We start from the raw sequence: 24,519 nt of genomic DNA on the forward strand, positions 1-24,519 counted from the left end.
GGTGAGGGGGTACAGGTCCGTCGACTTGCCCCGCGCGCGGAGGCAGCCCCTCACCCCAACCCTCTAAGAGCGAGCTGCGCTCGTCTCGACCCCGCAAGAGCGGAGCGAGGGAGCGCAGTGGTGCTCACCTCAACGCAAACCGCACCCCTGCACGGGCCAGACCGCCGGCAATGCCGACCGGCGTACCGTCGGCGCGCCAGCAGGCGGCGCCCGACATCGTGCCGTCGGCGTGAAACTGGATCGCGTTCATGCCGCCGGCCACCGTCGGCACGACCTGCACTCTGTGGCCTTTCGCGGCCAGCGCGGCGCGGATGGTCTCCGGCACCGCCTGCTCGACTTCCAGTGCATTGCCCTCGGTCCAGACCCGTGGCGCCTCGACCGCCTCCTGCAGGCTCATGCCGTGGTCGATCAAATTGATCAGCGCCTGCATCGCACTCGGAAAGATGCGCTTTCCGCCGGGCAGGCCGAGCGCGTAAACCAGTCTGCCGTGGTGCAGCGCCATCATCGGCGACATCGAGGTGGTGACGCGCTTGCCCGCGGCCAGCGACAGCGCGTGTCCCGGCCGCGGATCGAACAGGTTCATGTAATTGTTCGGCACGGTGCCAAGGCCCGGGATCAGGATCTTGGCCCCGAACAGATTGTTGATGGTCTGGGTGGTCGCGACCACATTGCCCATCGCATCCGCCGCGGTCATGTGCGTGGTGTGCGCGCTTTCGACCTGCGTGACGCCGGCGCTCCAGGCCTGTGCACGATCAGGATCAATTGCGCGGCGGCGCTCCTCGGCATAGGCCTTCGAGGTCAGCCGCTCCACCGGCACGTTGATATAGGCGGGATCGCCGCTCGCGGCTTCGCGGTCGGCAAAGGCGATCTTCAACACCTCGGCGAGATGGTGGATCGTATCAGTCGTGCCGAAGCCGAGGCGCGTGATGTCATAGCCTTCTAGGATATTGAGCATCTGCGTGATGTGCACGCCCGACGCCGCGGGTGGCGGCGGGCCGAGGATTTCCCAGCCGCGGTAGTCGCAGCGGATCGGCTGCCGCTCGACGGTCTTGTAGGTCGCGAGATCCTCTTGCGCGATGAAGCCGCCGTTCCTCTTCATGTAGTCGACCAGGATATCGCCGAGCGGCCCCTGGTAGAGAGCGTTGTCGCCATGGTCCGCGATGTATGTCAGCGTCTCGGCATATTCGGCCTGCACGACGCGCTCGCCCGGCCTCAGCGGCGTGCCGTTGGGCAGGTAGATCGCCGAGATCGGCTTGTCCTTCAGCATCTCCTCGGCGCCGTCGGTGATGCATTCGTGCAAATAGGGCGTCGCCGCATAGCCGCGCGCGGCATGCTTGATCGCGGGCTGCATCACGTCGGCCAGGCTCATGGTGCCGAAGCGGCGCAGCGTCTCGCACCAGGCCTTCAACGAGCCCGGCACGGCGACCGCCTTCGGCCCGTTCAAATTCTCGTTGCCGACAGTGTCGAACACGTCATGCGCCGAACCGGGCCTCGAGGTATAGGTATCCGGCCGCACCGCTTTCGGCACCGTGCTCTGGCCATCGATGAAGCGATGGCTGCCGTCGGCGAGGCGGATATGCGCCATGCCGCCGCCGATGATGCCGACCATCATCGGCTCGACCACGGTCAGCGTGAACAAGGTCGCGACCGCCGCATCGATTGCGTTGCCGCCGGCCGCGAGCATCTCGGCGCCCGCGCTCGATGCCAGCGGATGATTGCTCACCACCATGCCGCGGCTGCTGGTGGCCGGCTGCTTCTCGCATTGAAAGCTTGTCGCGGCGCGATCGCGCCAGTTGCCATTCATCGCCATGCCGTTCATCGTCATTGTGTTCTCGTTCTTGATGGAGCGATAGGACTGATGCTCGCCGGCCTCGCATGCGCGGTCAAGGCGCCGCGATTTTCCTCACTGCGGCATTCGCCGTTGCGGTCATGCGGTCGTGCGATCGCGTAACCAGGTCTCGCGCGTGACCTTCCATTTCTCCGCCGTGGATTCGCCGTTGTGGTGCGGAAGCTCCACGAAACCGACGAACTCGGCTCCGGTCTTCTGCTTGACCCGCCGCGAGGCGACGTTGGACTGCGCATTGCAGACATGGAAGCTCTCGAGGCCGAGCGTCAGGAAAGCGAAATCATTCACCGCTGCGATCGCCTCGGTCATGAGGCCGCGATTCCAGTAGGGTTCGGCGAGCCAGAACCCGCGATTGCCCTTGCGGTCATCGGCGCGCGGCCGGAAATTGATGTTGCCGATCGCCTCGCCGTCGCCGGCACGGAGCATCAGCACCCATTGATAGCTCTCCTCGCCGGCCGCGATCTTCGAAAGCTCCCGCTTGATGAAACTTTCCGCGCCGTCGCCGGGATAGGGCCACGGCACCACCGTGGCGAGATTTTTGATCACGTTCCAATTGTTGAAATGACGCTGAATCGCCGCGGCATCCGACAGCGCAAGCGGCCGCAGGATCAGCCGCTGCGTCTCGATCAATGGCGTCTCGAACATGTTACTTCTGGCATTTCGGACACCAGAACGTCGAACGGCCGTTCTGGGTGAACCGTCTGACGATGCCCTCGCAGCCTGAAGTGCGGCACGTCTCGCCTTCGCGGTCGTAGACCTGGAACGAGTGCTGGAAGTAGCCGAGATCGCCGTTGGTCAATCGATGGTCGCTGATCGAGGAGCCGCCGGCCTTGATCGCCTGGTTGAGCACCGAATGGATCGCGTCGACCAGCCGCTTGGCGTGGTCGGTGGGCTCGCCCCCGGCCAGGCCCTTGCGTTGTCCGGCCTTGGTCGCAAGCGTCGCGGCCAATCGCCGCGGCGACAGATGCGAACGAAACAGCGCCTCGCAGACGTAGATGTTGCCAAGTCCCGCGACTACGCGCTGATCGAGCAGCGCCGCCTTCAGGCTGGTCTTCTTGTTGTGGCAGGAGCGCGCCAGCATCGCCGCGTCGAACTCGTTGCCGAGCGGCTCGGGACCGAGCCCCTTCAACAGCGGCTCATCCTCGATCGCGTTGCGGGCGATGATCTTCATGTAGCCGAAGCGCCGCGGATCGTTGAAGACGACCGCGGCCCCCGAGGACATATGGAACACGACGTGATCGTGCGCGCGATCCTCGCTGCGCGGATGGTGGAATTGCCCCGGCGTCGCCCCGCCTTCACCCTTCCGCACACGAAATGAGCCCGACATGCCCAGATGCATCAGCAGCACGTCGCCGGAGTTCAGGTCCGCCATCAGATATTTGGCCCGGCGGCCGAGCCCGGTGATGGTTTGGCCCTCGAGCCGGGCGATAAAGTCTTTTTGAAACGGAAACCGCAAATCTTTGCGGCGGGCCTCGGCCTTGACGATTTTGGACCCCTCCATGGCCGGTTGCAGGCCGCGGCGGACGGTCTCGACTTCGGGTAATTCCGGCATGGCAGGCATTCACCTTTTGGAAGTGACGTGATAGCGCCATTGCGGCCGCCGCGCTATGGTTTGGCTGGAGCGTTTTCGAGCGAAGCCTGTCCCGCACTTGATGCGGGATTGGTCCCGGTTCGCGTGAAGATAACGCGGCCAAAAAAGGTAGAGTTCTGAGTGATGGATCGGCCGGATCAAACCACCCATTTCGGCTTCAGGGACGTGCCCCTGGGCGAGAAGCAGACGCTGGTGAACGAGGTGTTTCACAGCGTGGCGTCACGCTACGACCTGATGAACGATCTGATGTCGGTAGGCCTGCACCGGGCCTGGAAGGACGTCATGATCACGACGCTCGATCCGCCAAAGGGCGACCGGCCGTTCGCGCTGCTCGACGTCGCCGGCGGCACCGGCGACATCGCGTTCCGGGCCGCCAGGACCGCGGGCACCGGCTTCCATGCCACGGTCTGCGACATCAATACCGACATGCTCGCCGTCGGCCGCGAGCGCGCCGCCAGGCAGCACCTCGATGACCGCGTGTCGTTCGTCGAGGGCAATGCCGAGGCGTTGGGCTTTGCCGACCGCGCGTTCGACGCCTACACCATCGCGTTCGGCATCCGCAACGTGCCGCAGATCGACCACGCGCTGCGCGAAGCCTACCGGGTGCTCAAGCCCGGCAGCCGCTTCCTGTGCCTGGAATTCTCTACAGTCGATGTGCCCGGCCTCGACCGGATCTACGATCTGTTTTCCTTCAAGGTGATCCCGCCGCTCGGCCGCGCCGTCACCGGTGACGCCGAGTCCTATCAATATCTCGTCGAGTCGATCCGCAAATTCCCGCGGCCGAACGCGTTCGCCGAAATGATCGGCGCCGCCGGCTTTGCGCGCGTGAAGTGGCAGAGCCTCTCCGGCGGCATCGTGGCGCTGCATTCGGGCTGGCGTTTGTGATCTCTGCACTGACCCACATCGCGCGCCTTGCCCGCGCCGGTTTCGTGTTTGCGCGCGAAGGCGTGTTCGGCGTCGTTGATCCCGCATTGGTGCCACCGCCCGGGCAGCTCGCGCTGAAGCTGGCGCGGCTGATCGAGCGCCGCTCCGCCAAATCCGGTCCACGGCTGTCGCGCGCGCTGACACGGCTCGGGCCCGCTTATCTCAAGCTCGGGCAATTCCTCGCCACCCGGCCCGACGTGGTCGGCGTGGCGATGGCGCTCGATCTCGAAAGCCTGCAGGACCGGCTGCCGCCATTCGCGCAGGAAGAGGCCGAAGCTGTCCTCACGCAATCGCTGGAACGGCCGCTGGCGCAAGCCTTTGTGCATCTCGGTCCTGCGGTTGCTGCAGCCTCGATCGCGCAAGTGCATCGCGCCGAGGTCGAGCGCGACGGCGTGCGGCACCAGGTTGCGGTCAAGGTGCTCCGGCCCAATGTCGCCGCGCGCTTCCGCCGCGACCTCAGCGACTTCTTCTTTGTTGCGCACAAGGCGGAAGCACATTCCGCCGAAGCGCGGCGCTTGAGGCTGATCGAGGTCATCAACACGATGTCGCGCTCGGTCGCGATTGAGATGGACCTGCGGCTCGAGGCGGCCGCGCTGTCCGAGATGGCCGAGAACACGCGCGACGATCCGGATTTCCGCGTGCCCGCGGTGGATTGGGATCGCACCGCCCACAGCGTGCTGACGATGGAGTGGATCGACGGCATCGCGCTGAACGATCACGCCCGGCTGGCGCGGGCCCAGGTCGATCTGCCGGATCTCGGCCGCAAGGTGATCCAGAGCTTCCTGCGCCACGCGCTGCGTGACGGCTTCTTCCATGCCGACATGCATCCGGGCAATCTGTTCCTCGACGAAGCCGGCCGGCTCGTCGCGGTCGATTTCGGCATCATGGGGCGGCTCGGGCTGAAGGAGCGGCGTTTCCTTGCCGAAATCCTGCTCGGCTTCATCACCCGCGACTATCGCCGCGTCGCCGAGGTGCATTTCGAGGCAGGATACGTGCCGGGCCACCATTCGGTGGAGAATTTCGCGCAAGCGATCCGCGCCATCGGCGAGCCGATCCACAACCGGACCGCCGAGGAAATCTCGATGGCGAAGCTCTTGACGCTTCTGCTCGAGGTCACCGGCCTGTTCGATATGCAGACGCGGCCGGAGCTGATCCTGCTGCAGAAGACCATGGTGGTTGTCGAGGGTGTGGCGCGTGGCTTCGACCCGAAGCTCGACATCTGGAAGGTCGCCGATCCCGTGGTGCGGGAATGGATCGCGCATAATCTTGGCCCCATCGGCCGCATCCAGGGTGCGATGTCGGGCGCGGGCGAGATCGGCCGCATCATCTCCAACCTGCCAGCAATCGCCAACCGCGCCATGACGGTGCTCGAGCAGCTGGAGACCATGACCCGGGAGGGCCATATGCTGTCGTCGGACACGATCGACGAAATGGCCCGCGCGGAGGCCCGCAAGGCGCGGCTGCAGACCGTCAGCCTGTGGGTCATTGCCGTCGCCCTCATTGGAATCTTTTTCGCCATCAGGGGGCAGTGATTGCAATGCATGCACGGCATGATAGCATCGCAATCATATTGGGGACATGTCCATGGCCAGCCTGACCATCCGCAAACTCGACGACACACTGAAGGCCTATCTGCGGCTGCGCTCCGCCAAAAACGGGCGCTCGGTCGAGGAGGAGATCAGGGTGATCCTCCGGGAGCTGGCGGAGGGCGGTGCGGAACCCGCAGAGACGCCGAGGACGGGTTCCACGACAGTTGCAGCTCCTGTTGCACGGATCATCGGCGCGGCCGGCGAGCCCCGTGTCACGTTGATCATCGGCGGCGGAATTGCGGCCTACAAGGCGCTGGATTTGATCCGGCGGCTCAAGGAGCGGCACATCGAGGTCCGGTGCGTGCTGACCAAGGCGGCCCAGCAGTTCGTGACCCCGCTCGCCGCCAGCGCGCTGTCGCATGAGCGCGTCTACACCGACCTGTTCGACGCCGAGAGCGAATTCGACGCCGGCCATATCAGGCTGGCGCGGGACTGCGATCTGATCGTGGTGGCGCCGGCAACCGCGGACCTGATGGCCAAGATGGCGCAAGGCCATGCCGATGATCTCGCCACCGCCACTCTGCTTGCGGCCAATCGGCCGATCCTGCTGGCGCCGGCGATGAACCCGCTGATGTGGAACAACCCGGCCACCCGCCGCAATGTGCTGCAGCTCCGCCGTGACGGCGTCCATACCGTCGGCCCCAATGCCGGGGAAATGGCCGAAGCCGGCGAAGCCGGTGTCGGGCGGATGGCCGAGCCGACCGAGATCGCCGCCGCAGCCGATCGTATGCTGCGGCCGCCGCAGCCGCGTCCCCTCTCCGGCAAGCGCGTGCTGATCACGGCCGGTCCGACCCATGAGGCGATCGATCCGGTCCGCTACATCGCCAATCGCTCGTCGGGCAAGCAGGGCTTTGCGATCGCCGCCGCCGCCCGCGCCGCCGGCGCCGAGGTCGTGCTGGTGACCGGTCCGGTCGAGCTCGCCGATCCCCAAGGCATCTCCGTCATGCGCGTGGAGTCCGCGCGCGACATGCTGCACCGGGTCGAGGCCGCGCTGCCGGTCGATGTCGCGATCTTTGCCGCCGCGGTCGCCGACTGGCGGGTCGCCACCGAAGGCGCCCAGAAACTGAAGAAGACCGCAGCCGGCATGCCGCCGCTGCAGCTGGTCGAGAACCCCGACATCCTCGCGACAATCTCCAAGCTGAAGGAGAAGCGGCCGCCGCTGGTGATCGGCTTTGCCGCCGAGACCGAGCATCTGATCGAGAACGCCAAGGCGAAGTTCGCGCGCAAGGGCTGCGACTGGATCGTCGCCAACGACGTCTCGCCGGCAACCGGCGTGATGGGCGGCGACCGCAACACCGTTCACCTGCTCTCGCGCGAAGGCAAGGACGTCACCGTCGACTCCTGGCCGGTCATGACCAAGGAGGAAGTCGCGACCGCGCTGGTGTCGCGTATCGCAAGAGCCGCAGGAACCGCATCGTGAGCGCCACCATCAAGGTTGAAGTCCGCCAATTGCCGCACGGCGCAGATCTTTTGCTGCCGATCTATCAGACCGCCGAGGCGGCCGGGCTCGACCTCCTGGCCGCGGTGCCGCGGTCGGCGCCGCTGCTGCTGCTGCCCGGCCGCTACGAGATGGTTCCGACCGGGCTGACGATTGCGCTGCCGCCGGGCTATGAGGCACAGGTCCGGCCGCGCTCCGGGCTTGCCGCGAAATACGGCATTACGGTGCTGAACTCGCCCGGCACGATCGACGCCGACTATCGCGGCGAGATCAATGTGCTCCTGATCAATCACAGCGAGGTGCCGTTTTCGATCCGGCGCGGCGAGCGCATCGCGCAGATGGTGATCGCACCGGTCACCCGAGCCGAGCTGGTTCCAGTCGACGTGCTGCCGGCAACCGAGCGCGGCGGCGGCGGCTTCGGCTCGACCGGACGCTAGAGCGCGCCGGAGAAGTGTGCGGACTTCTCCGGGCGATCACGCTTCAAGCGCGCTCCCCGCACGCCTACGGACTCAATTCGCGTAAAATCCACATCAGCCAGCCGCATTTTTTTACAGCTGATTCTGCGTTCACGGTCTGGACTCTTACTCGCCGAGTCCCGTTGGGACTATTCTGTTTTGATTCGAGCGCGACGGGGGGTCTTCGTCGGGCTGTCTGGTCCTGCTTGGGCATGATCCCCGGACAAACGTTATACGTTTGCCGTGAGGGAACACCGGTCTCCTCTTTTCCGGATCATGCCTGGGGTTTGTGCGTTCTGGGGCAACATATGTCGGGCGTAGTCGCGGCAATGCGTCGAACCCTGCTGTCATGCACCTCACTGGCGCGCGACGGCATGCTTGGGCTCGCCATCACCGCATTGCTGCCGGCCCGTACGTCGTTTGCCGCCGAGAGCCTGGTGGCCCAGGCGATGTCGGATCATTTCGGCTTCAATCACCAGGAGGTCGCGGTTCTCGCGACGTCGTTCGCGCTGGTCTGCTTTTCCGCCGTGGCTGCGATCCTCTTGATGCGCACCCGCCTGCGCGCGACCCGGAACGAGGAGCAGCTTCAGTCCGAGATCACCGACCTGCAGGCGCAATCGGACCGCCTGCGCGCACTGCTGTTCGTCGAGCCGCAGGTCCTGATCTCCTGGGCCGCGGGCGACAACCGGCCACAGATCTCGGGCGACATCTCGCTGGTGATGTCGCAGGAAAGCTCGCCGCAGCGCATCCTCGCTTTCGGAACCTGGCTGCCGCCCGAGCCGGCACTGCAGATGGACCACTCCGTCGACGCACTGCGCGAGAAGGGCGAGGCGTTCCTGCTCAACCTCTCGACATCGGCCGGCCGCGCCATCGAGGCGATGGGCCGCGCGATCGGCGGCCAGGCCATCGTGCGGATCCGTGAGCTCGGCGGCCTGCGCCGCGAACTCGCGGAAGCGAACCTGCGCCACAAGGCGCTGCAGGAGGAGACCGAGCTGCTGCGCGATTTCGCCGCCGCCGCGCCGTGGCCGATCTGGGCCAAGAGCCTCGAGGGCAATCTGCGCTATGCCAACGCGGCCTATGTCCGCGCCACTGAAGGCAAGAGCGTCACAGATGCGCTCCAGCGCAATCTCGAACTGCTCGAAAGCGACCAGCGCACTGAATTGACCCGCGCGCTGAACGACAATGCCAATTACGCCGCACGGCTGCCGATCGTCGTCAGCGGCGAGCGGCGGATCTACGACGTGCAGGCGCTGAAGCTCTCCGGTGGCAGCGCCGGCATCGCGATCGACGCCAGCGAGGCCGCGGCGTTGCGCGCGGCGATCGCACGGATGGTCGAGGCGCACCGGCGCACGCTCGACCAACTGTCCTCTGGTGTCGCGGTGTTCGATGCCGACCGACGGCTCACCTTCTACAACGAGTCCTATCGGCGGTTGTGGGGCCTCGACCAGGCTTTCCTCGACGGCAATCCCGACGATTCCAGCGTGCTGGACCGGCTGCGCGCCAACCGCAAGCTGCCCGAGCAGCCGGACTTCCGCGCCTGGAAGGCCAAGCTGCACGAGGCCTATCGCGCGGTCGAATCCGAAACCTACACCTGGTTCCTGCCCGACGGCCGCGCCATCAGCGTCGTCACCACGCCGAACCTCGAGGGCGGTGTCACCTATCTGTTCGACAACGTCACCGAGAGCCTCGACCTCGCGCGCCGCTACGACCGCCTGACGCGGGTGCAGCGCGAAACCCTCGACAATCTCGGCGAAGCGGTCGCGGTGTTCGGCAGCAACGGCCGCGCGGAATTGTTCAACCCGCCCTTCGCCAAGATGTGGAAGCTGCCGGCCGATGCGCTGCAGGACGAGCCGCATATCGAGGCAGTGGAAGCGCTGTGCAGGCCGTTGTTCGACGATGCGCTGACCTGGCGAACGCTGCGCGAGCAGATCACCGCGATCGAGAACCGCGCCCAGGTCGCGCTGAAGCTCGAGCGCAAGGACGGCAGCGTGCTGAATTGCATGACCATCCCGCTGCCCGACGGCAAGACCCTGCTCGCCTTCCAGGACATCACCGACACCGAGAATGTCGAGCGGGCGCTGCGCGAGCGCAACGAGGCACTGGAAGCCGCCGACCAGATGAAGGTGGATTTCGTCCACCACGTCTCCTACGAGCTGCGCGCGCCGCTCACCACCATCATCGGCTTCGCGCATTTCCTCAGCGATCCCTCGACCGGACCGCTGACGCCGAAGCAGGCCGAATATCTCGACTACGTCACCAAATCGACCAATGCGCTGCTGGCGCTGACCAACAACATTCTCGATCTCGCCACCATCGACGCCGGTGCGATGAAGCTCGAGCTCGGTCCGGTCAATATCGGCCAGGCGATCGAGGCCGCCGCCGAAGGCATCCAGGACCGCCTGGCGACCGACCGCATCACGCTCAAGGTCGATATCGAGCCCGACATCGGCGCTTTCGTCGGCGACGAGCGGCGCGTCGTGCAGGTGCTCTACAATCTGCTCGCCAACGCGGTCGGCTTCTCGCCGCATGACGCCACCGTCACGATCAGCGCGCACCGCACCGAGCACAGCGTGGTGTTCGCGGTGACCGACGCCGGTCCCGGCATTCCGGCCGAGATGCGGGACAAGGTGTTCGACTGGTTCGAGAGCCATTCCCACGGCTCGCGGCATCGCGGCGCGGGGCTCGGCCTGTCGCTGGTCCGCTCCTTCGTCGAACTGCATGGCGGACGGGTGCGCGTCGATTCGACGGTAGGCCGAGGCACGACCGTGACCTGCGACTTCCCGATCGACCAGACCGCACATCGCAACGCCGCGGAATGATCGCGACCTCGACATTCTCGGTGGCGCTCGCGAACGAAACCGCGACGTCAGAGCTGATGGCAGACCTCGCCCTCCTGATCGGGGCCGGCGACGTCATCACGCTGTCGGGCGACCTTGGCGCCGGCAAGACCGCGGCCGCTCGCGCGCTGATCCGCTACCTCGCCGCCGACGATACGCTGGAAGTGCCGAGCCCGACCTTCACGTTGGCCCAGAGCTACGAGCTGCCGTCGTTTCCGCTGGTCCATGCCGACCTCTACCGCATCAACGACGCCAGCGAGCTCGAGGAGATCGGGCTGTCGCCGCTGCCCGACGACATCGTGGCGCTGATCGAATGGCCAGAACGCGCGCCCGACGCGATGCCCGCCGATCGCATCGACATCGCGTTCAGCCACCGCCCGGCGCTCGGATCAGCCGCACGCGCGGCCGAGATCACCGGCCATGGCAAAGGCGCGGCGAAGGTCGCGCGACTCAACGAGCTGCGCCAGTTCCTCGAGCGCGCGGGCTTCCTCAACGCCCGGCGCGAGCGCATGCCGGGCGATGCCTCGACACGCTCCTATGCCCGGCTGCGCAACGACGACGGCACCGTCATCCTGATGAACTCGCCGCGCCGACCCGACGGTCCGGCGATCTACAACGGCAGGTCCTACAGCGCGGCGGTGCATCTCGCCGAGGACGTCCGCCCCTTCGTCGCGATCGGAAACGGCTTGCGCAAGCAGGGTTTCTCGGCGCCTGCGATCCGGCACACCGATCTCGAAGCCGGCTTCCTGATCACCGAGGATCTCGGCGCCGAAGGCGTGATCGAGGGCGATCCGCCGCAGCCGATCGCCGAGCGTTATGAGGCCGCCGTCGACATGCTGGCGGCGCTGCATCGCGAGGCGCTGCCCGACACGCTGCCGCTGACCACCGACGAGAGCTACGCTATCCCGGTGTTCGATATCGACGCCTGGCTGATCGAGATCGGGCTGATGCTGGAATGGTACTTGCCCGACCACGGCGTGCAGCGGAGCGAGGATCTCCGCGCCGAATTTCTCGGGATGTGGCGCGGGCTTCTGCAAAAGCCGGCCGCCGCACCGCGGACCTGGGTGATCCGCGACTTTCATTCGCCGAACATCATCTGGCTTGCCGAGCGTACCGGCATCCTGCGTGTCGGCATCATCGACTTCCAGGACGCGGTGCTCGGCCCGGCCGCCTATGACGTGGTGTCGCTGCTGCAGGATGCGCGGATTGCCGTGCCCGAGCAGCTCGAACTGGCGCTGCTGACCCGCTATATCAAGGCGCGGCGCGCGACCGACGAAAGCTTCGATCCGGCTGCCTTCGCCGAACTCTATGCGATCATGTCGGTACAGCGAAACACCCGCCTGCTTGGCACCTTCGCGCGACTCAACGGCCGCGACGGCAAGCCGCAATATATGAAGCACCAGCCGCGAATCTGGACCTATCTCGAGCGGTCGCTGGCTCATCCGGCGCTGGCTGCTTTCCGCGTCTGGTACACAGCCAACGTCCCTCCCCCGGTACCGTAGTTTACGGGTTATTAGCCTCAGGTCCCCTAAGGTTGCAGCGGCCGCACCTCATCCAAGGCGCGGCCGGATCGGGAGCAGGACCACACCATGGGGACGGAACGACGCAGGGGCGATCGTGTCACGTTTGAGCGCGGCATAGCGGCGCACATGATGGGCATTGACGGCACCTGGCGGCGCGACTGCACCATGGAAGACGTGTCGGAGACGGGCGCCAAGCTCTCCGTCGACGGCTCGGTCGAGGGCCTGAACCTGAAGGAGTTTTTTCTGCTGCTGTCGTCCACAGGATTGGCCTATCGCCGCTGCGAGCTGGCATGGGTCAATGGCGACCAGATCGGCGTCAACTTCCTCAAACAAGGCGACAAGAAGAAGAAAACTGCCCGACGCGGCGCGCAGGCTGCCGACGTCTAGGCCATTGCCGTCTTAAGGCCGTCATGTCCCGTGACTATGGCGTCTGATTGATGTGCTTGCCGAATCGCCGTGATATGATCGGCGCATGAGAGATGATGACCGAGAATATCCGGAAGATGCCCGTCACTCCCCATAAAGCCATGGTGCTCGCTGCGGGCCTCGGCGTGCGCATGCGCCCGTTGACCGACACGATGCCGAAGCCGCTGATCAGCGTCGCCGGCCAGCCGTTGCTCGACCATGTGCTCGACAAGCTCGCCGGTGCCGGCGTCGGCGAAGCCGTCGTGAACGTGCACTATCTGCCCGACCAGATCATCGAGCACGTCAAGACTCGAAGCCGCCCCCGTGTGATCATCTCCGACGAACGCGACGAGGTGCTCGGCACCGGCGGCGCAGTGGTGAAGGCGCTGCCGCTGCTCGGCGATGCTCCGTTCTATCATGTCAACGCGGACACGATGTGGATCGATGGCGTGCGCTCCAATTTGGCGCGGCTGGCGGAAACGTTCGATCCCGCCCGGATGGATATCCTGCTGCTGATGGCGCCGACCGCCTCGAGCATCGGCTATAGCGGGCGCGGCGATTACACGATGTTGCCGGACGGCGCGCTGCGCAAACGGCGGGAGCACCAGGTGGTGCCGTTCGTCTATGCCGGCGCCGCGATCATGTCGCCTGCGCTGTTCGCGGACGCGCCGGTCGGCGAGTTCTCACTGACCAAGATGTTCGATCGCGCCAACGAGCAGGAGCGACTGTTCGGCCTGCGCCTCGACGGCGTCTGGATGCATGTCGGAACCCCCGACGCAATCCAGGCCGCGGAAGAAGCCTTCCTGGAAAGCGTCGCTTAAACGACGCCGTCGTCAGCCATCCAGATCGATGGCGAGCACCGCAAAACTCGCAAGCCAGTGTTCACCCATATAGTCGCTGGCGATATGCGGCAGGCCGGCGTCGAGATGGCGGCGCGCGGCATCCAGCAGGATCGGACGGCGCGCATCACCCTCCGGCAACGCGCCGGCCAGCGCCCGCCAGCACCATGCCCGGCTGAGATTGAGCCCATCAAGATGCGCAAGCTTGCCGTCAGTGCGATCGGTGACCATGGCCGGCCGGAACAGTGTTTCGGGTTCATGTTGTGCCAGCCGTGGCAGGAAGCGGTCGAACCAGGGCAGGAAGTCGCCCGGCCCCAGCAGCCGGCGTATGCATTCCGCCTCGATCAGCGCGGAGGACTGGAAGTCGTCGCCGCTCGGCTCACCCCAGGCGGGGCAGTCCTGATCGGCTCCGTACCAACGCAGGGCCGTCTCGCGTAACAGCGCGTGGAATGCATCGTCCTGCGTCGCCGCGGCGTAGTCGGCGGCCATGCGAAGCCCGAACGCGGTGTTGAAATGCGTCCCGACCCGCACCGGATAGGTGGCGAGCGGCAGGAAATCGCGAAAGCGCTGCGCGAAAATCTCGGCAAGCGGCGCGATGCGGTCGCGCCAATTGATGTCGTCGAGCAGCGCGAGCTCTGCCGCGAGTTTCAGGAGCCAGCCCCAGCCATAAGGCCGCTTGAAGCCGCGTGCGGTCGGGGCCGCGAGATAGGCGCATTCGGCCGCGATCTTCTCCGTGACGAACTGCGCGTCGAACAGGGTGCGGATATCATCCGCAGCTTCGGATGCCGGATAGCGGCGCAGCAGCCGGGCGAGCATCCAGTAGCTGTGGACGCAGGAGTGCCAGTCGTAGCTGCCGAAGAACACCGGATGCAGCTCGCGCGGCGTGCGCGCGTCCTGCGGCCCCGCCAGCACATGATCCGGCTTGTTCGGATATTCGCGCGTGACATGGCCGAGCGCGATGCGGGCGAAACGGACGGCGAGGTGTTCGGTCAGGATCGTCGCGCTCATGGTGAGGTATTCTCCGTTTGTGCGCGCCGAACCAGCATCTCGATCAGGCGCGGCGTCATATAGATCGGAAACTGTGTGGCCGCGAAGAACAACGCCGTCATCGGCGACACCGCCGCGCCCATCGCCGACCAGACCAGTCCGACATTGCGGTTGCCGAGAATGAGGCCGCTGGTCAACCGCGCAGCGAGCGGCCCCGGCGTCAGCAGGGCACCGAGCATTTGCAGCGCGAGATTGCAGGCGAAGGCGAGGCCGACACAGGTCATCGCGGCGATCGGCTGCGTCTCGATCTGCGCACGCACCCCGGCCATGGTGGCAACGGCGAACAGCAACAACGAGGCGAGCACGACGGCGTCGATGATACGGGAATGCTGCACCAATTGTGCAGCGGCCCGACGGCGAAACAGCAACGCCAGCGCGCCCGCACCGCCAACCAGCCGCGCCAGCCGCGTCGCGAGCGCCAGCGGATCGAGCGCGAGATCAGCAAATCCCGCTGCGATCAGCGGCACGGTGATCGGCGCCAGTGCCATCGACAGCAGCGTCACGGCAAGCGGAATGGTCGCGTTGAGGCCAAGCATGCGGGCGACCGCCGCCGTGCCGCTCGACGGCGGCGCGCAGACCGACAGCACCAGCGCGACGATCAGTTCCGGTCGAAATCCGGCGCCTCGCGCTGCGAGGCCGACCGCAAGCGGACACACCAGCATCGCGAGCGCAGGTAACAGCAGCCAAACCAGCGGACGCCGCAACGCGCGCCGGAAAGCCAAGCCGTCGACGTGCAGAAAGGTGCCGAGCACCAGGATGAAGATCGCCGCCGCCATCAGCGGGCGCACGCTGTCCGCCAAGGCAGGGAAAGCCAGCCCGGCCAGGACGCCGATGATCAACAAGGTCGGCCCGCGCGGCAGCAGCCCGGCGAATGATCGCGCCAAATCGTTGGGTAGGTCTTTGGAAACGTCTCTGGGTCTCGTCATGGTGTCCTGCCCAGGATCATATGTCCGGGCAAATCATTGTTGAAATTGATTATTACTATAAGCACTATTGTTGTTATGAATTTAGCTGCCGTCGATCTCAACCTGCTGGTCGCCTTCGAGGCGCTGATGGAGGAGCGCCACGTCACCCGGGCGGCCGGGCGCATCGGGTTGGCTCAGCCGTCCATGAGCAGCGCGTTGCGGCGACTGCGCGCACTGTTTGCGGACGAATTGTTCCTGCGCGCCGGTGCAGGCATGCAGCCGACCGAAAAGGCACTCGCGCTGGCCGGGCCGATCGGCGAGGCGTTGCGGCAGATCAGGGGCGCGCTGGCGCCCGATCAGGCCTTCGATCCGTCCACCGCGCGACGGCGCATCACCATCGCCGCGACCGACTACGGCGATCTCGTTCTGGTGCCGGAACTGACGCGCCTGTTGCGCAGGGAAGCGCCCGGCATCGACCTCGCCGTGCGTCCGCTGACCGACGCGACGGCGGCGCTGGCGAAGCTGGAGCGCGCCGAACTCGATGCACTGATCGGCGGCCACCTGCCCGGCTCGCCGCGCTGTGTCCGGCACCGGCTGTTCGAGGAACGCTTCGTCTGCATCCACGACGCCGCGCGCGCGAGCCGATCGGAGCGCCTGAGCCTGGAGGACTATGCGACCCTGCCGCACGCGCTGTTCTCGGCGGCCGGCGGCGATGGCCTGCCGAGCGTGATCGACGCGCTGCTGGCGCGCCATGGACTGAAGCGACGGGTGGCCGTGACGCTTGCGCATGTGGTGGCCGTTCCCTTCGCCGTGGCTGGCACCGATCTCATCGCCACGATGGCGGAGCGCGTCGCCCTCCGCTTCACGCATCTCGCCGAAATTGCCGTCATCATGCCGCCGATCGACATCCCTGCCTTCGTGATCGACCTCATCCATCTCAGCCGCGCCGCTGATGATCCGGCGCTGCGCTGGTTCCTGGATGCCGTCGATCGCTGCGCCGGCCGGCTGCGATATTGAGCGGTGACGGTTGACTGACAGGGGTGGCTAACGACGGCCGCCGCTCCCTATATTGGCGCCTGATCCGAATCAGGCAGCTCATGCGCATCTTCAGCGTTCCCGTTTCTGCGCCGTTCCTGCGCACCGTCATCTCGGCGCTGGTCGACGGCCGGCTGGTCGCGGGATTCGAGGCACGCAACGATCTGGCAAAGCTCGCCAATGCCACGCTCTATCTGCCGACCCGCCGCGCGGGACGCCTGGCGCGCGAAATCTTCCTTGATGTGCTCGATTCCGACGCCGTGGTGCTGCCGCGCATCGTCGCGCTCGGCGAGATCGATGAGGACGAGCTCGCCTTCGCCGGCCAGGGCGACGATGTCGGCGGCGCTGCGCCGCTGGAGATCCCGCCGAGACTCGGCGAGCTCGAGCGCCGGCTGACGCTGGCGCATCTGGTCGCGGCTTGGGCGAAGACGCCGGTATCGGCGCCGCTGGTGGTCGGCGGCCCGGCCTCGACGCTGCAGCTCGCCGGCGACCTGGCGCGGCTGATGGACGACATGGTGACGCGCGGAGTCGACTGGCGCGCGCTCGACCGGCTGGTGCCGGACCAGCTCGACAAATACTGGCAGCACTCGCTCGACTTCCTGCGCATCGCGCGCGATGCTTGGCCGAACTACCTCAAGGAGATCGGCCGGATCGAGCCCGCGGCGCGCCGCGACCAGCTGATCGAGGCGGAGGCGGCGCGACTGACCGCGCATCATGCCGGCCCGGTGATCGCGGCCGGTTCGACCGGCTCGATGCCGGCCACCGCAAAATTCCTCCATGCGGTGGCGAAGCTTCCGAACGGCGCCGTGGTACTGCCCGGTCTCGACACTGATCTCGACGAGGACTCCTGGGACACGATCGGCGGCGAACGCGGCGACGACGGCAGATTCACCACGCCGCCCTCGTCGAACCACCCGCAATTTGCGATGCACGCCTTGCTCGACCGCTTCGGCATCAAGCGCCGCGATGTCGAGAGCCTTGCCGAGCCTGCGCCGCTCGGCCGCGAGGTGCTGGTGTCGGAGACGATGCGTCCCTCGACCGCGACCGCGCAGTGGCACGACCGGCTGGAGCGGCCCGAAATCGTGGCGCGGATTTCTGCTGGGATGACCAATCTTGCCGTGGTCCAGGCGCCCAACCCCGAGATGGAAGCGCTGGCGATCGCGGTTGCGATGCGCGAGGCGCGGCATCTCGGCAAATCGGCCGCGCTGGTGACACCGGATCGCGCGCTGGCGCGCCGCGTGATGGCCTCATTGACCCGCTGGAAGCTGGAGTTCGACGATTCCGGCGGCGACGCGCTGATGGAGACGCCAGCCGGCGTGTTCGCCCGCCTCACCGCCGAGGCCGCGGCCAAGGGCCTGGAGCCACCGACATTGCTCGCGCTGCTCAAGCATCCGCTGTTCCGGCTCGGCGGCGCCCATGGCGCGCTGAAGCGCGCGATCGAGGTGCTGGAGATCGCGCTGTTGCGCGGCACGCGGCCGCAAGCTGCGACCAGCGGCCTCGCCCGCGACTTCGCCCGTTTCCGCGCCGAACTCGTCAAGCTGCATGGCGGCGAAACCTCGTCGCTGCACGCCATGGAGCCGCGCGCCCGGCTGCGCGACAATGAGCTCAACCAGGCCCAGGACTTGATCGCCAGACTGCAGGCGGCGCTGTCGCCGCTGGAAGGCATGGCCTCGTCAAAGCCTTATGACTTCGCCGAGCTGGCCGCGCGTCATCGCGAGGCGCTGATGGCGCTGTCGGCCGACCAGAACGGTGTCGCAATCGTGTTCGAGGAGCGCGCAGGGGCTTCTCTCGCGTCTGCCTTCGACGAGCTGCTCGCCAAGCAGCAGCCGAGCGGATTGATGACGCCGCTCGCCGATTATCCCGAGGTGTTCCAGACCGCGTTCGCCGACCGCATGGTGCGACGGCCAGAATCGGCGCGCGCGCAACTCAACATCTTCGGCCAGCTCGAAGCGCGTCTGACCGAGTCGGATCGCGTCATCCTCGGCGGTCTGGTCGAAGGCGTCTGGCCGCCGGCGCCGCGGATCGATCCGTGGCTGAGCCGTCCGATGCGGCACGAGCTCGGGCTCGATCTCCCCGAGCGGCGCATCGGCCTCTCCGCCCACGACTTTGCACAGCTGCTCGGCCATGACGAGGTGATCCTCACCCACGCCGCCAAGGTCGGCGGCGCGCCCGCGGTCGCCTCGCGCTTCCTGCACCGGCTCGAAGCGGTTGCCGGCGAAGCGCGCTGGAAGGCCGCGACATCGGCCGGCGAAGCTTACGTGCAATACGCCGCCGAGCTCGACCGGCCCGACTCAGTTCAGCCAATCCCGCAGCCGGAGCCGCGGCCCCCGCGCGAGGCGCGGCCGCTGAAAATGTCGGTCACCGCGATCGAGGACTGGCTGCGCGATCCCTACACGATCTATGCGCGCTATATCCTGAAGCTCGATCCGCTCGATCCGGTCGACATGCCGCTGTCGGCAGCCGATCGCGGCTCGGCGATCCACGAGGCGCTCGGCGAGTTCACGCAGGTCTATGCCGACGCGCTGCCCGCCGACACCGTGCGCACCCTGCGCGAGATCGGTGGCAAATATTTCGCGCCGCTGATGGAGCGGCCCGAGGCGCGCGCGCTGTGGTGGCCGCGCTTCCAGCGCATCGCGGCGTGGTTTGCCGAATGGGAGCAGGCCCGGCGCGGCAGCATTGATTCGATCAAGGCCGAGATCCGCGGCGAGATCGGCATCCCCCTCGACGAGGCCAGGACGTTCGTGCTTTCCGCGCGCGCCGATCGCATCGAGCGGCATGCTGACGGCAGCTTTGCGATCCTCGACTACAAGACCGGCCAGCCGCCGACCGGCAAGCAGGTGCGCATGGGCCTGTCGCCACAGCTCACACTGGAAGCCGCGATCCTGCGCGAGGGCGGCTTTGCCGACATTCCGGCGGATTCCTCAGTTGGCGATCTCGTCTATGTCAGGCTGAGCGGCAACAACCCGCCGGGTGAGCAGCGCTCGCTGGAACTGAAGATCAAGACCAACGACACACCGCAGCCGCCCGATGAAGCCGCCGACAGCGCGCGGCACAAGCTGGAAGCCTTGATCCGCGCATTCGACGACGAGCAGCAGGCCTACACCTCGCTGAACCTCTCGATGTGGGCCAACCGTTACGGCGCCTATGACGACCTCGCGCGCATCAAGGAATGGTCCGCGGCCGGCGGTTTGGGGATCGAGGAATGGTGAAAGCGCCCCGCCCCATCCCATCAGCGGTGCGCGAGGCGCAGGCGCGTGCATCCGATCCGAAGGCGTCGACCTTCGTGTCGGCCAATGCCGGCTCCGGCAAGACGCATGTGCTGGTCCAGCGCGTCATCCGCCTGCTGCTGTCAGGCGTGCCGCCGGAAAAGATCCTGTGCATCACCTTCACCAAGGCCGCCGCGGCGAACATGGCCGAACGCGTGTTCACGACGCTCGGCCATTGGGTGACGCTCGACGACGAGGCGCTCAACGTGGCGATCCGCGAATCCGGCATCGCGCATCCAGATACAAAGCTGCGGCGCGAGGCACGAAAACTGTTTGCCTGCGCGCTGGAGACGCCCGGCGGGTTGAAGGTGCAGACCATCCACGCGCTGTGCACCCGCCTGCTGCAGCAGTTTCCGTTCGAGGCCAACGTCCCGGCGCGCTTCGCCGTGCTCGACGACCGCGACCAGAACGAGATGATGGAGCGCGCCAATCTCGCCGTGTTCCTCGAAGCCTCGCGCAATCCCGACAGCCCGATCGGCCGCGCGCTGATGACCGCGATGGCGAATGCTGCCGACGTCACCTTCAAGGACGTGGTCCGCGAAGCCTGTCTCAGCCGCGATCATTTCATGGCCTGGACCGATGCCGCCGGCAACGCCGCGGCCGCCGCCGCGCAGATGTCGGCTGCGCTCGGCGTCTCCGCCGATATTCACATCGAGGATGTCGAACGCGAGATCGTCGACGGGCCGAACCTGCCGCGGTCGAGCTGGAAGGAGTTGGCCACGCTCCTCGACACCAGCAGCAAGGCGGATCAGAAGCAGGCCGAGAGGCTGCGGAGCGCGCTGACCTTTACCGGTGCAGCCCAGGTCGACGAATATCTCGGCGTCTTCCTGACCGATGACCGCGCACCGCGCGCGTCTGTCGTCACCAACAGCTTCATCAAGAAGAATGCCGTCGCGGGCCACAGGTTCGAGGCGGAGGTCGACCGCCTCGGTCCGTTAATCGAGCGCCGCCGCGCCGTGGTCGCACGCGATCGTACTGAAGCGCTGATCCACATCGCGACCGCAGCGGCCGCGCATTACCGGCGCGAGAAGCTGGAGCGCGGCCTGCTCGATTACGACGACCTGATCGACAAGACGCTGGCGATGCTCGACCGCGTCTCGTCGGGCTGGGTGCATTACAAGCTCGACCGCGGCGTCGATCACGTGCTGATCGACGAGGCGCAGGACACCAGCCCGCGGCAATGGGACATCGTCGCGCACATCATCGCGGAGTTCACCTCCGGCGCCGGCGCGCGCGACGGCCTGGTGCGCACGGTGTTCGCGGTCGGCGACGAGAAGCAGTCGATCTTCTCGTTTCAGGGCGCCGCACCACGCGAATTCGACCTGCGGCGGCGCGAGCTGAAGCGGCGGTTCGAGGAAGCCGGGCTGAAGTTCGATCCGGTGTCGTTCACCTATTCATTCCGCTCCGGACCGGTGATCCTGCATTCGGTCGACCATGTCTTCCGCGAGCAGGAGATCTTTCGCAGCATTCACGCGGTCGAAAACGGCTATCCGATCCACAATGCGATGGCCGATGCCAGCCCCAGCCTGATCGAGCTCTGGGATCTCGCTGTGGCCGATGACCGCCAGGACATCGAGGGCTGGCGCGCGCCGTTCGACGGCGTCTCGGCGACGAGCCCCGAGGTGAAGCTCGCACGGCGCATCCAGGCCGAGATCAAGCGCCTCGTCACCAGCGGCACCATGACCGGCAGCGCGGGCGGGCGTCGACCGTTGCGTTACGGAGATATGCTGATCCTGGTGCGACGGCGCGGCAACGCCTTCGACGCGGTGATCCAGGCGCTGAAGCACGCCAACATCCCGGTCGCCGGCGCCGACCGGCTGAAGCTGACCGAGCACATCGCGATCATAGACCTGATGAACCTCGCCGATGCGCTGCTGCTGTCGCAGGACGATCTTGCGCTCGCGGTGGCGCTGAAGAGCCCGCTGTTCGGCCTCGACGACGACGACCTGTTCAAGCTGGCGTACCAGCGCCGCGGCTCGCTGCGCGAGGCACTGACCGCGCAGGCGCCGACTGACGAACGATTCTCGGCCGCGCTGCGCCGCCTCGAACAATGCGAGCGCCGCTTTACCCAGGAGACGCCGTTCGCCTTCTACGCCTGGCTGCTCGGCGGCGACGGCGGACGGGGGCGCATCCTGCGCCGGCTCGGCCACGAGGCCAATGATGCGCTCGACGAATTCCTCGAGCTTGCGCTGAGCTATGAGCGCAAGGCGCCGGCCTCGCTGCAGGGCTTTGTCGCCTGGCTGCGCGCCGCCGACACCGAGGTGAAGCGCGACATGGAGATTTCGCGCGACGAGGTCCGCGTGATGACCGTGCACGGCGCCAAGGGCCTCGAGGCATCGGTGGTGTTCCTGGTCGACACCACGACCTCGCCGTCGGACACGCAGCGGCTGCGGCTGATCCATCTGCCGCAGGGCAATGCCGCGCCGGATGCGCCCGGCGTCGTGGTGTGGGCGGGCAAGAAGGCCGAGGATCCCCCTAATGTCGCCGACGCGCGCAAGGCGATGCTCGGCGACACCGAGGACGAATATCGCCGCCTGCTCTATGTCGCGATGACGCGCGCGGCCGACCGGCTGATCGTCGGCGGCTGCATGCCCGGCAACATGAACACGGTGCGGAAATCCTCCTGGTACGATCTCATCACCAAGGGGCTCGCCAATGCCGGGCTCAAGCTCGAGGAAGAGAACACGCCAGCCGGCAAGGTGATGCGCTATTCGCGGCCGGATGATGTCGCCGATCTCACCGGCGCGGCCGCATCGACGGCGGCGGCACCGATCGCGCTGCCGTCCTGGCTGCGGACCGCGGCTGCACCCGAAGCTTCCGCCGCGGGCGTGCTGCGCCCGTCCGATCCGGCCGATGGCGACAGCCATCCGATACGAACCGGCGAATCGGTGCTGCTGCGCGCCCGCGCCCTGCAACGCGGCACGCTGGTGCATCGCCTGCTGCAATCGTTGCCCGACGTTGCCACCGAACGGCGGCGCACCGCCGCGCTTGGCTACCTCGCGCGCAATGCCGGCAGTTGGAGCGAGGCGGAGCGCGCTGCGCTCGCGGAGCAGGTGCTCGCGCTGATCGCCGATCCGCGCTTCGCCGCCGTGTTCGCGCCGGGCAGCCGCGCGGAGGTCTCGATCGTGGGACGGCTGGAGCGGCCGGGCCAGCCGAAGGCGCTGGTCTCGGGCCAGATCGACCGGCTGGTGGTGACGCCGAATGACGTCCTGATCGTCGATTTCAAGACCAACCACGCCCCGCCCAAGACCGCCGCGGAGGCGCCGCGGGGCTATGTCCGACAACTGGCGCTGTACCGCGCGGTGCTTGCAAAGCTTTATCCCCAGCTGCCCGTCCGGGCGGCCCTGCTCTGGACTGAAACACCTGAAATCATGGAGATTTCTGCCCCCGCGCTGGACGCCGGGCTGGCATAAGGTCATGTCGGCGTGAGCAAGCTTGACCCGGCAAGGGGGCGTTCATACGTTTGCCCCATGCTCCCGGGCGCGATTCTCCACCGCGCCCTTTTGTCTCAACCGAACGAGGTACTCACATGGCCGTTGGCAAGGTTTCTGACGCCGATTTCGAAGCCGAAGTGCTCAAGGCGACCGGGCCAGTGGTCGTCGACTTCTGGGCCGAGTGGTGCGGCCCCTGCCGCATGATTGCGCCCGCTCTCGATGAGATTTCCGGCGCGATGGGCGATAAGGTCAAGATCGTGAAGCTCAACGTCGACGAGAGCCCGAAGACCGCATCGAAGTATGGCGTGATGTCGATCCCGACCCTGATGATCTTCAAGGGCGGCGAGATGGCGTCCCGTCAGGTCGGTGCCGCTCCGAAGGCGAAGTTGCAGCAGTGGATCACCGCTGCGGTCTGATCCGCTTCGAATTAGCTGATTTGTGAAACGGCCGGCGAAAGCTGGCCGTTTGTTTTTGCGTGAGCCGATTGATTCTGGCTCGTCGTGGCCGGGCTTGACCCGGCCATCCATCCGCTTTGGAAAAGAGGTTCTTGCGAAGATTGATGGACACACGGGTCAAGCCCGCGTGTGACGAAAGCTGCACGATGGGCGGATTACCTGATCCATCCCGTTGCGAGCGCCGACGCCAGCTCCGGCTGGCCATTGCGCCGCGCCAGCGCCGGCATCGCCTCGTGATCGTACGGGATGTGGCGGAAGGTCACGTCCCAGTCACCATCGACCCGTTCGAGGATCGCATAGCGCGCATCGGGCGAACCGGCCTCGACGACATGCGGATGCGGCTTGCCGGCGCGATAGCCGGGAGAGCCGACGCTGCCGGGATTGACGATCAGCCGGCCGTCGCGCAGCCGCACTGCGCGGGCGATGTGGGTATGCGCGCAGAGGATCAGTGATTGCGTCACGCCGGCCGCCTTCGCCTCGATCGCTTCCAGAGTGGACATGCAGACCTCGCCGCTCGGCAGCACCGTCTCGAGCCAGTAGGTTTCGTCATCATTGGGCGTTGCGTGACAGAGGAAAACCTCATCGCGATAGACCGAATTCGCCGGCAGCGTGCGCAGCCAGTCGAGATGCCGCGGTTCAAGCTGGGTGTAGGTCAGCCGCTCCCAGGAGCCCATTTTCCCGTGCGGGCGGTCGATCAGGTAGCGGTCGTGATTGCCGAGCAGATGGACCGCATCGAGCTCCATCAGCGTGTCGATCGTCGGCCGCGCGTCGAGCGGCCCGCTCACCATATCTCCGAGATCGACGATGTCGGAAATGCCCTGCGCACGAATGTCTGACAGCACGGCTTCAAGCGCGAGATGGTTGCCGTGCACGTCGGCGATCGCTGCAAAACGCATGGTGTCTCGTCCTCCCAGCAGCGTTTTTGAGCGA

18 protein-coding genes are annotated in these 24,519 nt (G+C 66.5%); 12 read left to right on the plus strand and 6 right to left on the minus strand.

The features are described from left to right. Positions 1–124: 124 nt before the first annotated feature. From ggt to mutM, 3 genes are all read right to left on the minus strand, one after another. Positions 125–1,804: a gamma-glutamyltransferase gene (gene ggt / locus ABIB78_RS24410; RefSeq protein ID WP_429029231.1), complete on the minus strand. Its 1,680-nt coding sequence runs from the start codon at positions 1,802–1,804 to the stop codon at positions 125–127. Between the two features lie 123 nt (positions 1,805–1,927). Then, positions 1,928–2,491 (minus strand): GNAT family N-acetyltransferase, encoded by a 564-nt coding sequence (locus tag ABIB78_RS24415; protein ID WP_429029146.1) that lies wholly within the window; start codon positions 2,489–2,491, stop codon positions 1,928–1,930. A 1-nt stretch (position 2,492) separates the two neighbouring features. Then, positions 2,493–3,398, minus strand: coding sequence for a bifunctional DNA-formamidopyrimidine glycosylase/DNA-(apurinic or apyrimidinic site) lyase (gene mutM, locus ABIB78_RS24420; protein ID WP_429029147.1), 906 nt, complete (start codon positions 3,396–3,398; stop codon positions 2,493–2,495). A gap of 162 nt (positions 3,399–3,560) precedes the next feature. Here mutM and ubiE point away from each other — a divergent pair, with 162 nt between their 5' ends. From ubiE to ABIB78_RS24460, 8 genes are all read left to right on the plus strand, one after another. Further along, positions 3,561–4,322, plus strand: a complete 762-nt coding sequence (gene ubiE / locus ABIB78_RS24425; protein WP_429029148.1) for a bifunctional demethylmenaquinone methyltransferase/2-methoxy-6-polyprenyl-1,4-benzoquinol methylase UbiE — start codon at positions 3,561–3,563, stop codon at positions 4,320–4,322. Then, the gene (gene ubiB, locus ABIB78_RS24430) at positions 4,319–5,893 is read left to right on the plus strand and encodes a 2-polyprenylphenol 6-hydroxylase (RefSeq protein WP_429029149.1); all 1,575 of its coding nucleotides are present in this window, start codon (positions 4,319–4,321) and stop codon (positions 5,891–5,893) included. Before ubiE ends, ubiB begins: the two co-directional genes overlap by 4 nt. Positions 5,894–5,945: 52 nt before the next feature. Then, positions 5,946–7,370, plus strand: a complete 1,425-nt coding sequence (gene coaBC, locus ABIB78_RS24435; protein WP_429029150.1) for a bifunctional phosphopantothenoylcysteine decarboxylase/phosphopantothenate--cysteine ligase CoaBC — start codon at positions 5,946–5,948, stop codon at positions 7,368–7,370. Beyond that, positions 7,367–7,825, plus strand: a complete 459-nt coding sequence (gene dut / locus ABIB78_RS24440) for a dUTP diphosphatase (RefSeq protein ID WP_429029151.1) — start codon at positions 7,367–7,369, stop codon at positions 7,823–7,825. Before coaBC ends, dut begins: the two co-directional genes overlap by 4 nt. 326 nt (positions 7,826–8,151) lie before the next feature. After that, the gene (locus ABIB78_RS24445; RefSeq protein WP_429029152.1) at positions 8,152–10,662 is read left to right on the plus strand and encodes an ATP-binding protein; all 2,511 of its coding nucleotides are present in this window, start codon (positions 8,152–8,154) and stop codon (positions 10,660–10,662) included. Then, entirely contained in the window at positions 10,659–12,182 is a 1,524-nt protein-coding gene (gene tsaE, locus ABIB78_RS24450) for a tRNA (adenosine(37)-N6)-threonylcarbamoyltransferase complex ATPase subunit type 1 TsaE (protein WP_429029153.1), read from the plus strand. The genes ABIB78_RS24445 and tsaE overlap by 4 nt, the downstream gene beginning before the upstream one ends. Before the next feature lie 87 nt (positions 12,183–12,269). Then, positions 12,270–12,590, plus strand: a complete 321-nt coding sequence (locus tag ABIB78_RS24455; RefSeq protein ID WP_429029154.1) for a PilZ domain-containing protein — start codon at positions 12,270–12,272, stop codon at positions 12,588–12,590. A gap of 116 nt (positions 12,591–12,706) precedes the next feature. Further along, the gene (locus ABIB78_RS24460; protein WP_429029232.1) at positions 12,707–13,429 is read left to right on the plus strand and encodes a nucleotidyltransferase family protein; all 723 of its coding nucleotides are present in this window, start codon (positions 12,707–12,709) and stop codon (positions 13,427–13,429) included. A 12-nt stretch (positions 13,430–13,441) separates the two neighbouring features. Here ABIB78_RS24460 and ABIB78_RS24465 read toward each other — a convergent pair whose 3' ends face one another. Both ABIB78_RS24465 and ABIB78_RS24470 read right to left on the minus strand, forming a co-directional pair. After that, positions 13,442–14,455 carry a DUF2891 domain-containing protein gene (locus ABIB78_RS24465; RefSeq protein ID WP_429029155.1) on the minus strand — a complete coding sequence of 338 codons (1,014 nt, stop codon included), beginning with the start codon at positions 14,453–14,455 and terminating at the stop codon, positions 13,442–13,444. After that, positions 14,452–15,420 carry a hypothetical protein gene (locus ABIB78_RS24470; RefSeq protein WP_429029156.1) on the minus strand — a complete coding sequence of 323 codons (969 nt, stop codon included), beginning with the start codon at positions 15,418–15,420 and terminating at the stop codon, positions 14,452–14,454. Before ABIB78_RS24470 ends, ABIB78_RS24465 begins: the two co-directional genes overlap by 4 nt. A 39-nt stretch (positions 15,421–15,459) precedes the next feature. Here ABIB78_RS24470 and ABIB78_RS24475 point away from each other — a divergent pair, with 39 nt between their 5' ends. From ABIB78_RS24475 to trxA, 4 genes are all read left to right on the plus strand, one after another. Beyond that, positions 15,460–16,416 carry a LysR family transcriptional regulator gene (locus ABIB78_RS24475; RefSeq protein ID WP_429029157.1) on the plus strand — a complete coding sequence of 319 codons (957 nt, stop codon included), beginning with the start codon at positions 15,460–15,462 and terminating at the stop codon, positions 16,414–16,416. Between the two features lie 80 nt (positions 16,417–16,496). Next, complete coding sequence (addB, locus tag ABIB78_RS24480) at positions 16,497–19,643, plus strand: double-strand break repair protein AddB (protein ID WP_429029158.1); 3,147 nt, start codon at positions 16,497–16,499, stop codon at positions 19,641–19,643. Beyond that, a complete protein-coding gene (gene addA, locus ABIB78_RS24485) occupies positions 19,637–23,113 on the plus strand; it encodes a double-strand break repair helicase AddA (protein ID WP_429029159.1) in 3,477 nt (1,158 codons plus the stop codon). Before addB ends, addA begins: the two co-directional genes overlap by 7 nt. A gap of 116 nt (positions 23,114–23,229) precedes the next feature. Beyond that, positions 23,230–23,550 carry a thioredoxin gene (trxA, locus tag ABIB78_RS24490; protein WP_016847387.1) on the plus strand — a complete coding sequence of 107 codons (321 nt, stop codon included), beginning with the start codon at positions 23,230–23,232 and terminating at the stop codon, positions 23,548–23,550. Between the two features lie 194 nt (positions 23,551–23,744). Here the strand turns inward: trxA and ABIB78_RS24495 are convergent, their stop codons facing one another. Next, positions 23,745–24,485: a metallophosphoesterase family protein gene (locus tag ABIB78_RS24495; RefSeq protein ID WP_429029160.1), complete on the minus strand. Its 741-nt coding sequence runs from the start codon at positions 24,483–24,485 to the stop codon at positions 23,745–23,747. Positions 24,486–24,519: the final 34 nt, after the last annotated feature.

Origin of the sequence: Bradyrhizobium sp. I1.14.4, assembly GCF_050435825.1 — a bacterium.
Taxonomy (GTDB): Bacteria; Pseudomonadota; Alphaproteobacteria; order Rhizobiales; family Xanthobacteraceae; genus Bradyrhizobium.

What these genes read in the sequence shown, in the direction of transcription:
- coaBC (WP_429029150.1), top strand. Translation starts at nt 5,946, where the DNA reads ATGGCCAGCCTGACCATCCGCAAACTCGACGACACACTGAAGGCCTAT.
- ABIB78_RS24470 (WP_429029156.1), bottom strand. Translation starts at nt 15,420, where the DNA reads ATGACGAGACCCAGAGACGTTTCCAAAGACCTACCCAACGATTTGGCG.
- mutM (WP_429029147.1), bottom strand. Translation starts at nt 3,398, where the DNA reads ATGCCGGAATTACCCGAAGTCGAGACCGTCCGCCGCGGCCTGCAACCG.
- tsaE (WP_429029153.1), top strand. Translation starts at nt 10,659, where the DNA reads ATGATCGCGACCTCGACATTCTCGGTGGCGCTCGCGAACGAAACCGCG.
- ABIB78_RS24415 (WP_429029146.1), bottom strand. Translation starts at nt 2,491, where the DNA reads ATGTTCGAGACGCCATTGATCGAGACGCAGCGGCTGATCCTGCGGCCG.
- ubiE (WP_429029148.1), top strand. Translation starts at nt 3,561, where the DNA reads ATGGATCGGCCGGATCAAACCACCCATTTCGGCTTCAGGGACGTGCCC.
- addB (WP_429029158.1), top strand. Translation starts at nt 16,497, where the DNA reads ATGCGCATCTTCAGCGTTCCCGTTTCTGCGCCGTTCCTGCGCACCGTC.
- addA (WP_429029159.1), top strand. Translation starts at nt 19,637, where the DNA reads ATGGTGAAAGCGCCCCGCCCCATCCCATCAGCGGTGCGCGAGGCGCAG.
- ABIB78_RS24455 (WP_429029154.1), top strand. Translation starts at nt 12,270, where the DNA reads ATGGGGACGGAACGACGCAGGGGCGATCGTGTCACGTTTGAGCGCGGC.
- ABIB78_RS24495 (WP_429029160.1), bottom strand. Translation starts at nt 24,485, where the DNA reads ATGCGTTTTGCAGCGATCGCCGACGTGCACGGCAACCATCTCGCGCTT.
- ggt (WP_429029231.1), bottom strand. Translation starts at nt 1,804, where the DNA reads ATGAATGGCAACTGGCGCGATCGCGCCGCGACAAGCTTTCAATGCGAG.
- ABIB78_RS24445 (WP_429029152.1), top strand. Translation starts at nt 8,152, where the DNA reads ATGTCGGGCGTAGTCGCGGCAATGCGTCGAACCCTGCTGTCATGCACC.
- ABIB78_RS24460 (WP_429029232.1), top strand. Translation starts at nt 12,707, where the DNA reads ATGCCCGTCACTCCCCATAAAGCCATGGTGCTCGCTGCGGGCCTCGGC.
- trxA (WP_016847387.1), top strand. Translation starts at nt 23,230, where the DNA reads ATGGCCGTTGGCAAGGTTTCTGACGCCGATTTCGAAGCCGAAGTGCTC.
- ABIB78_RS24465 (WP_429029155.1), bottom strand. Translation starts at nt 14,455, where the DNA reads ATGAGCGCGACGATCCTGACCGAACACCTCGCCGTCCGTTTCGCCCGC.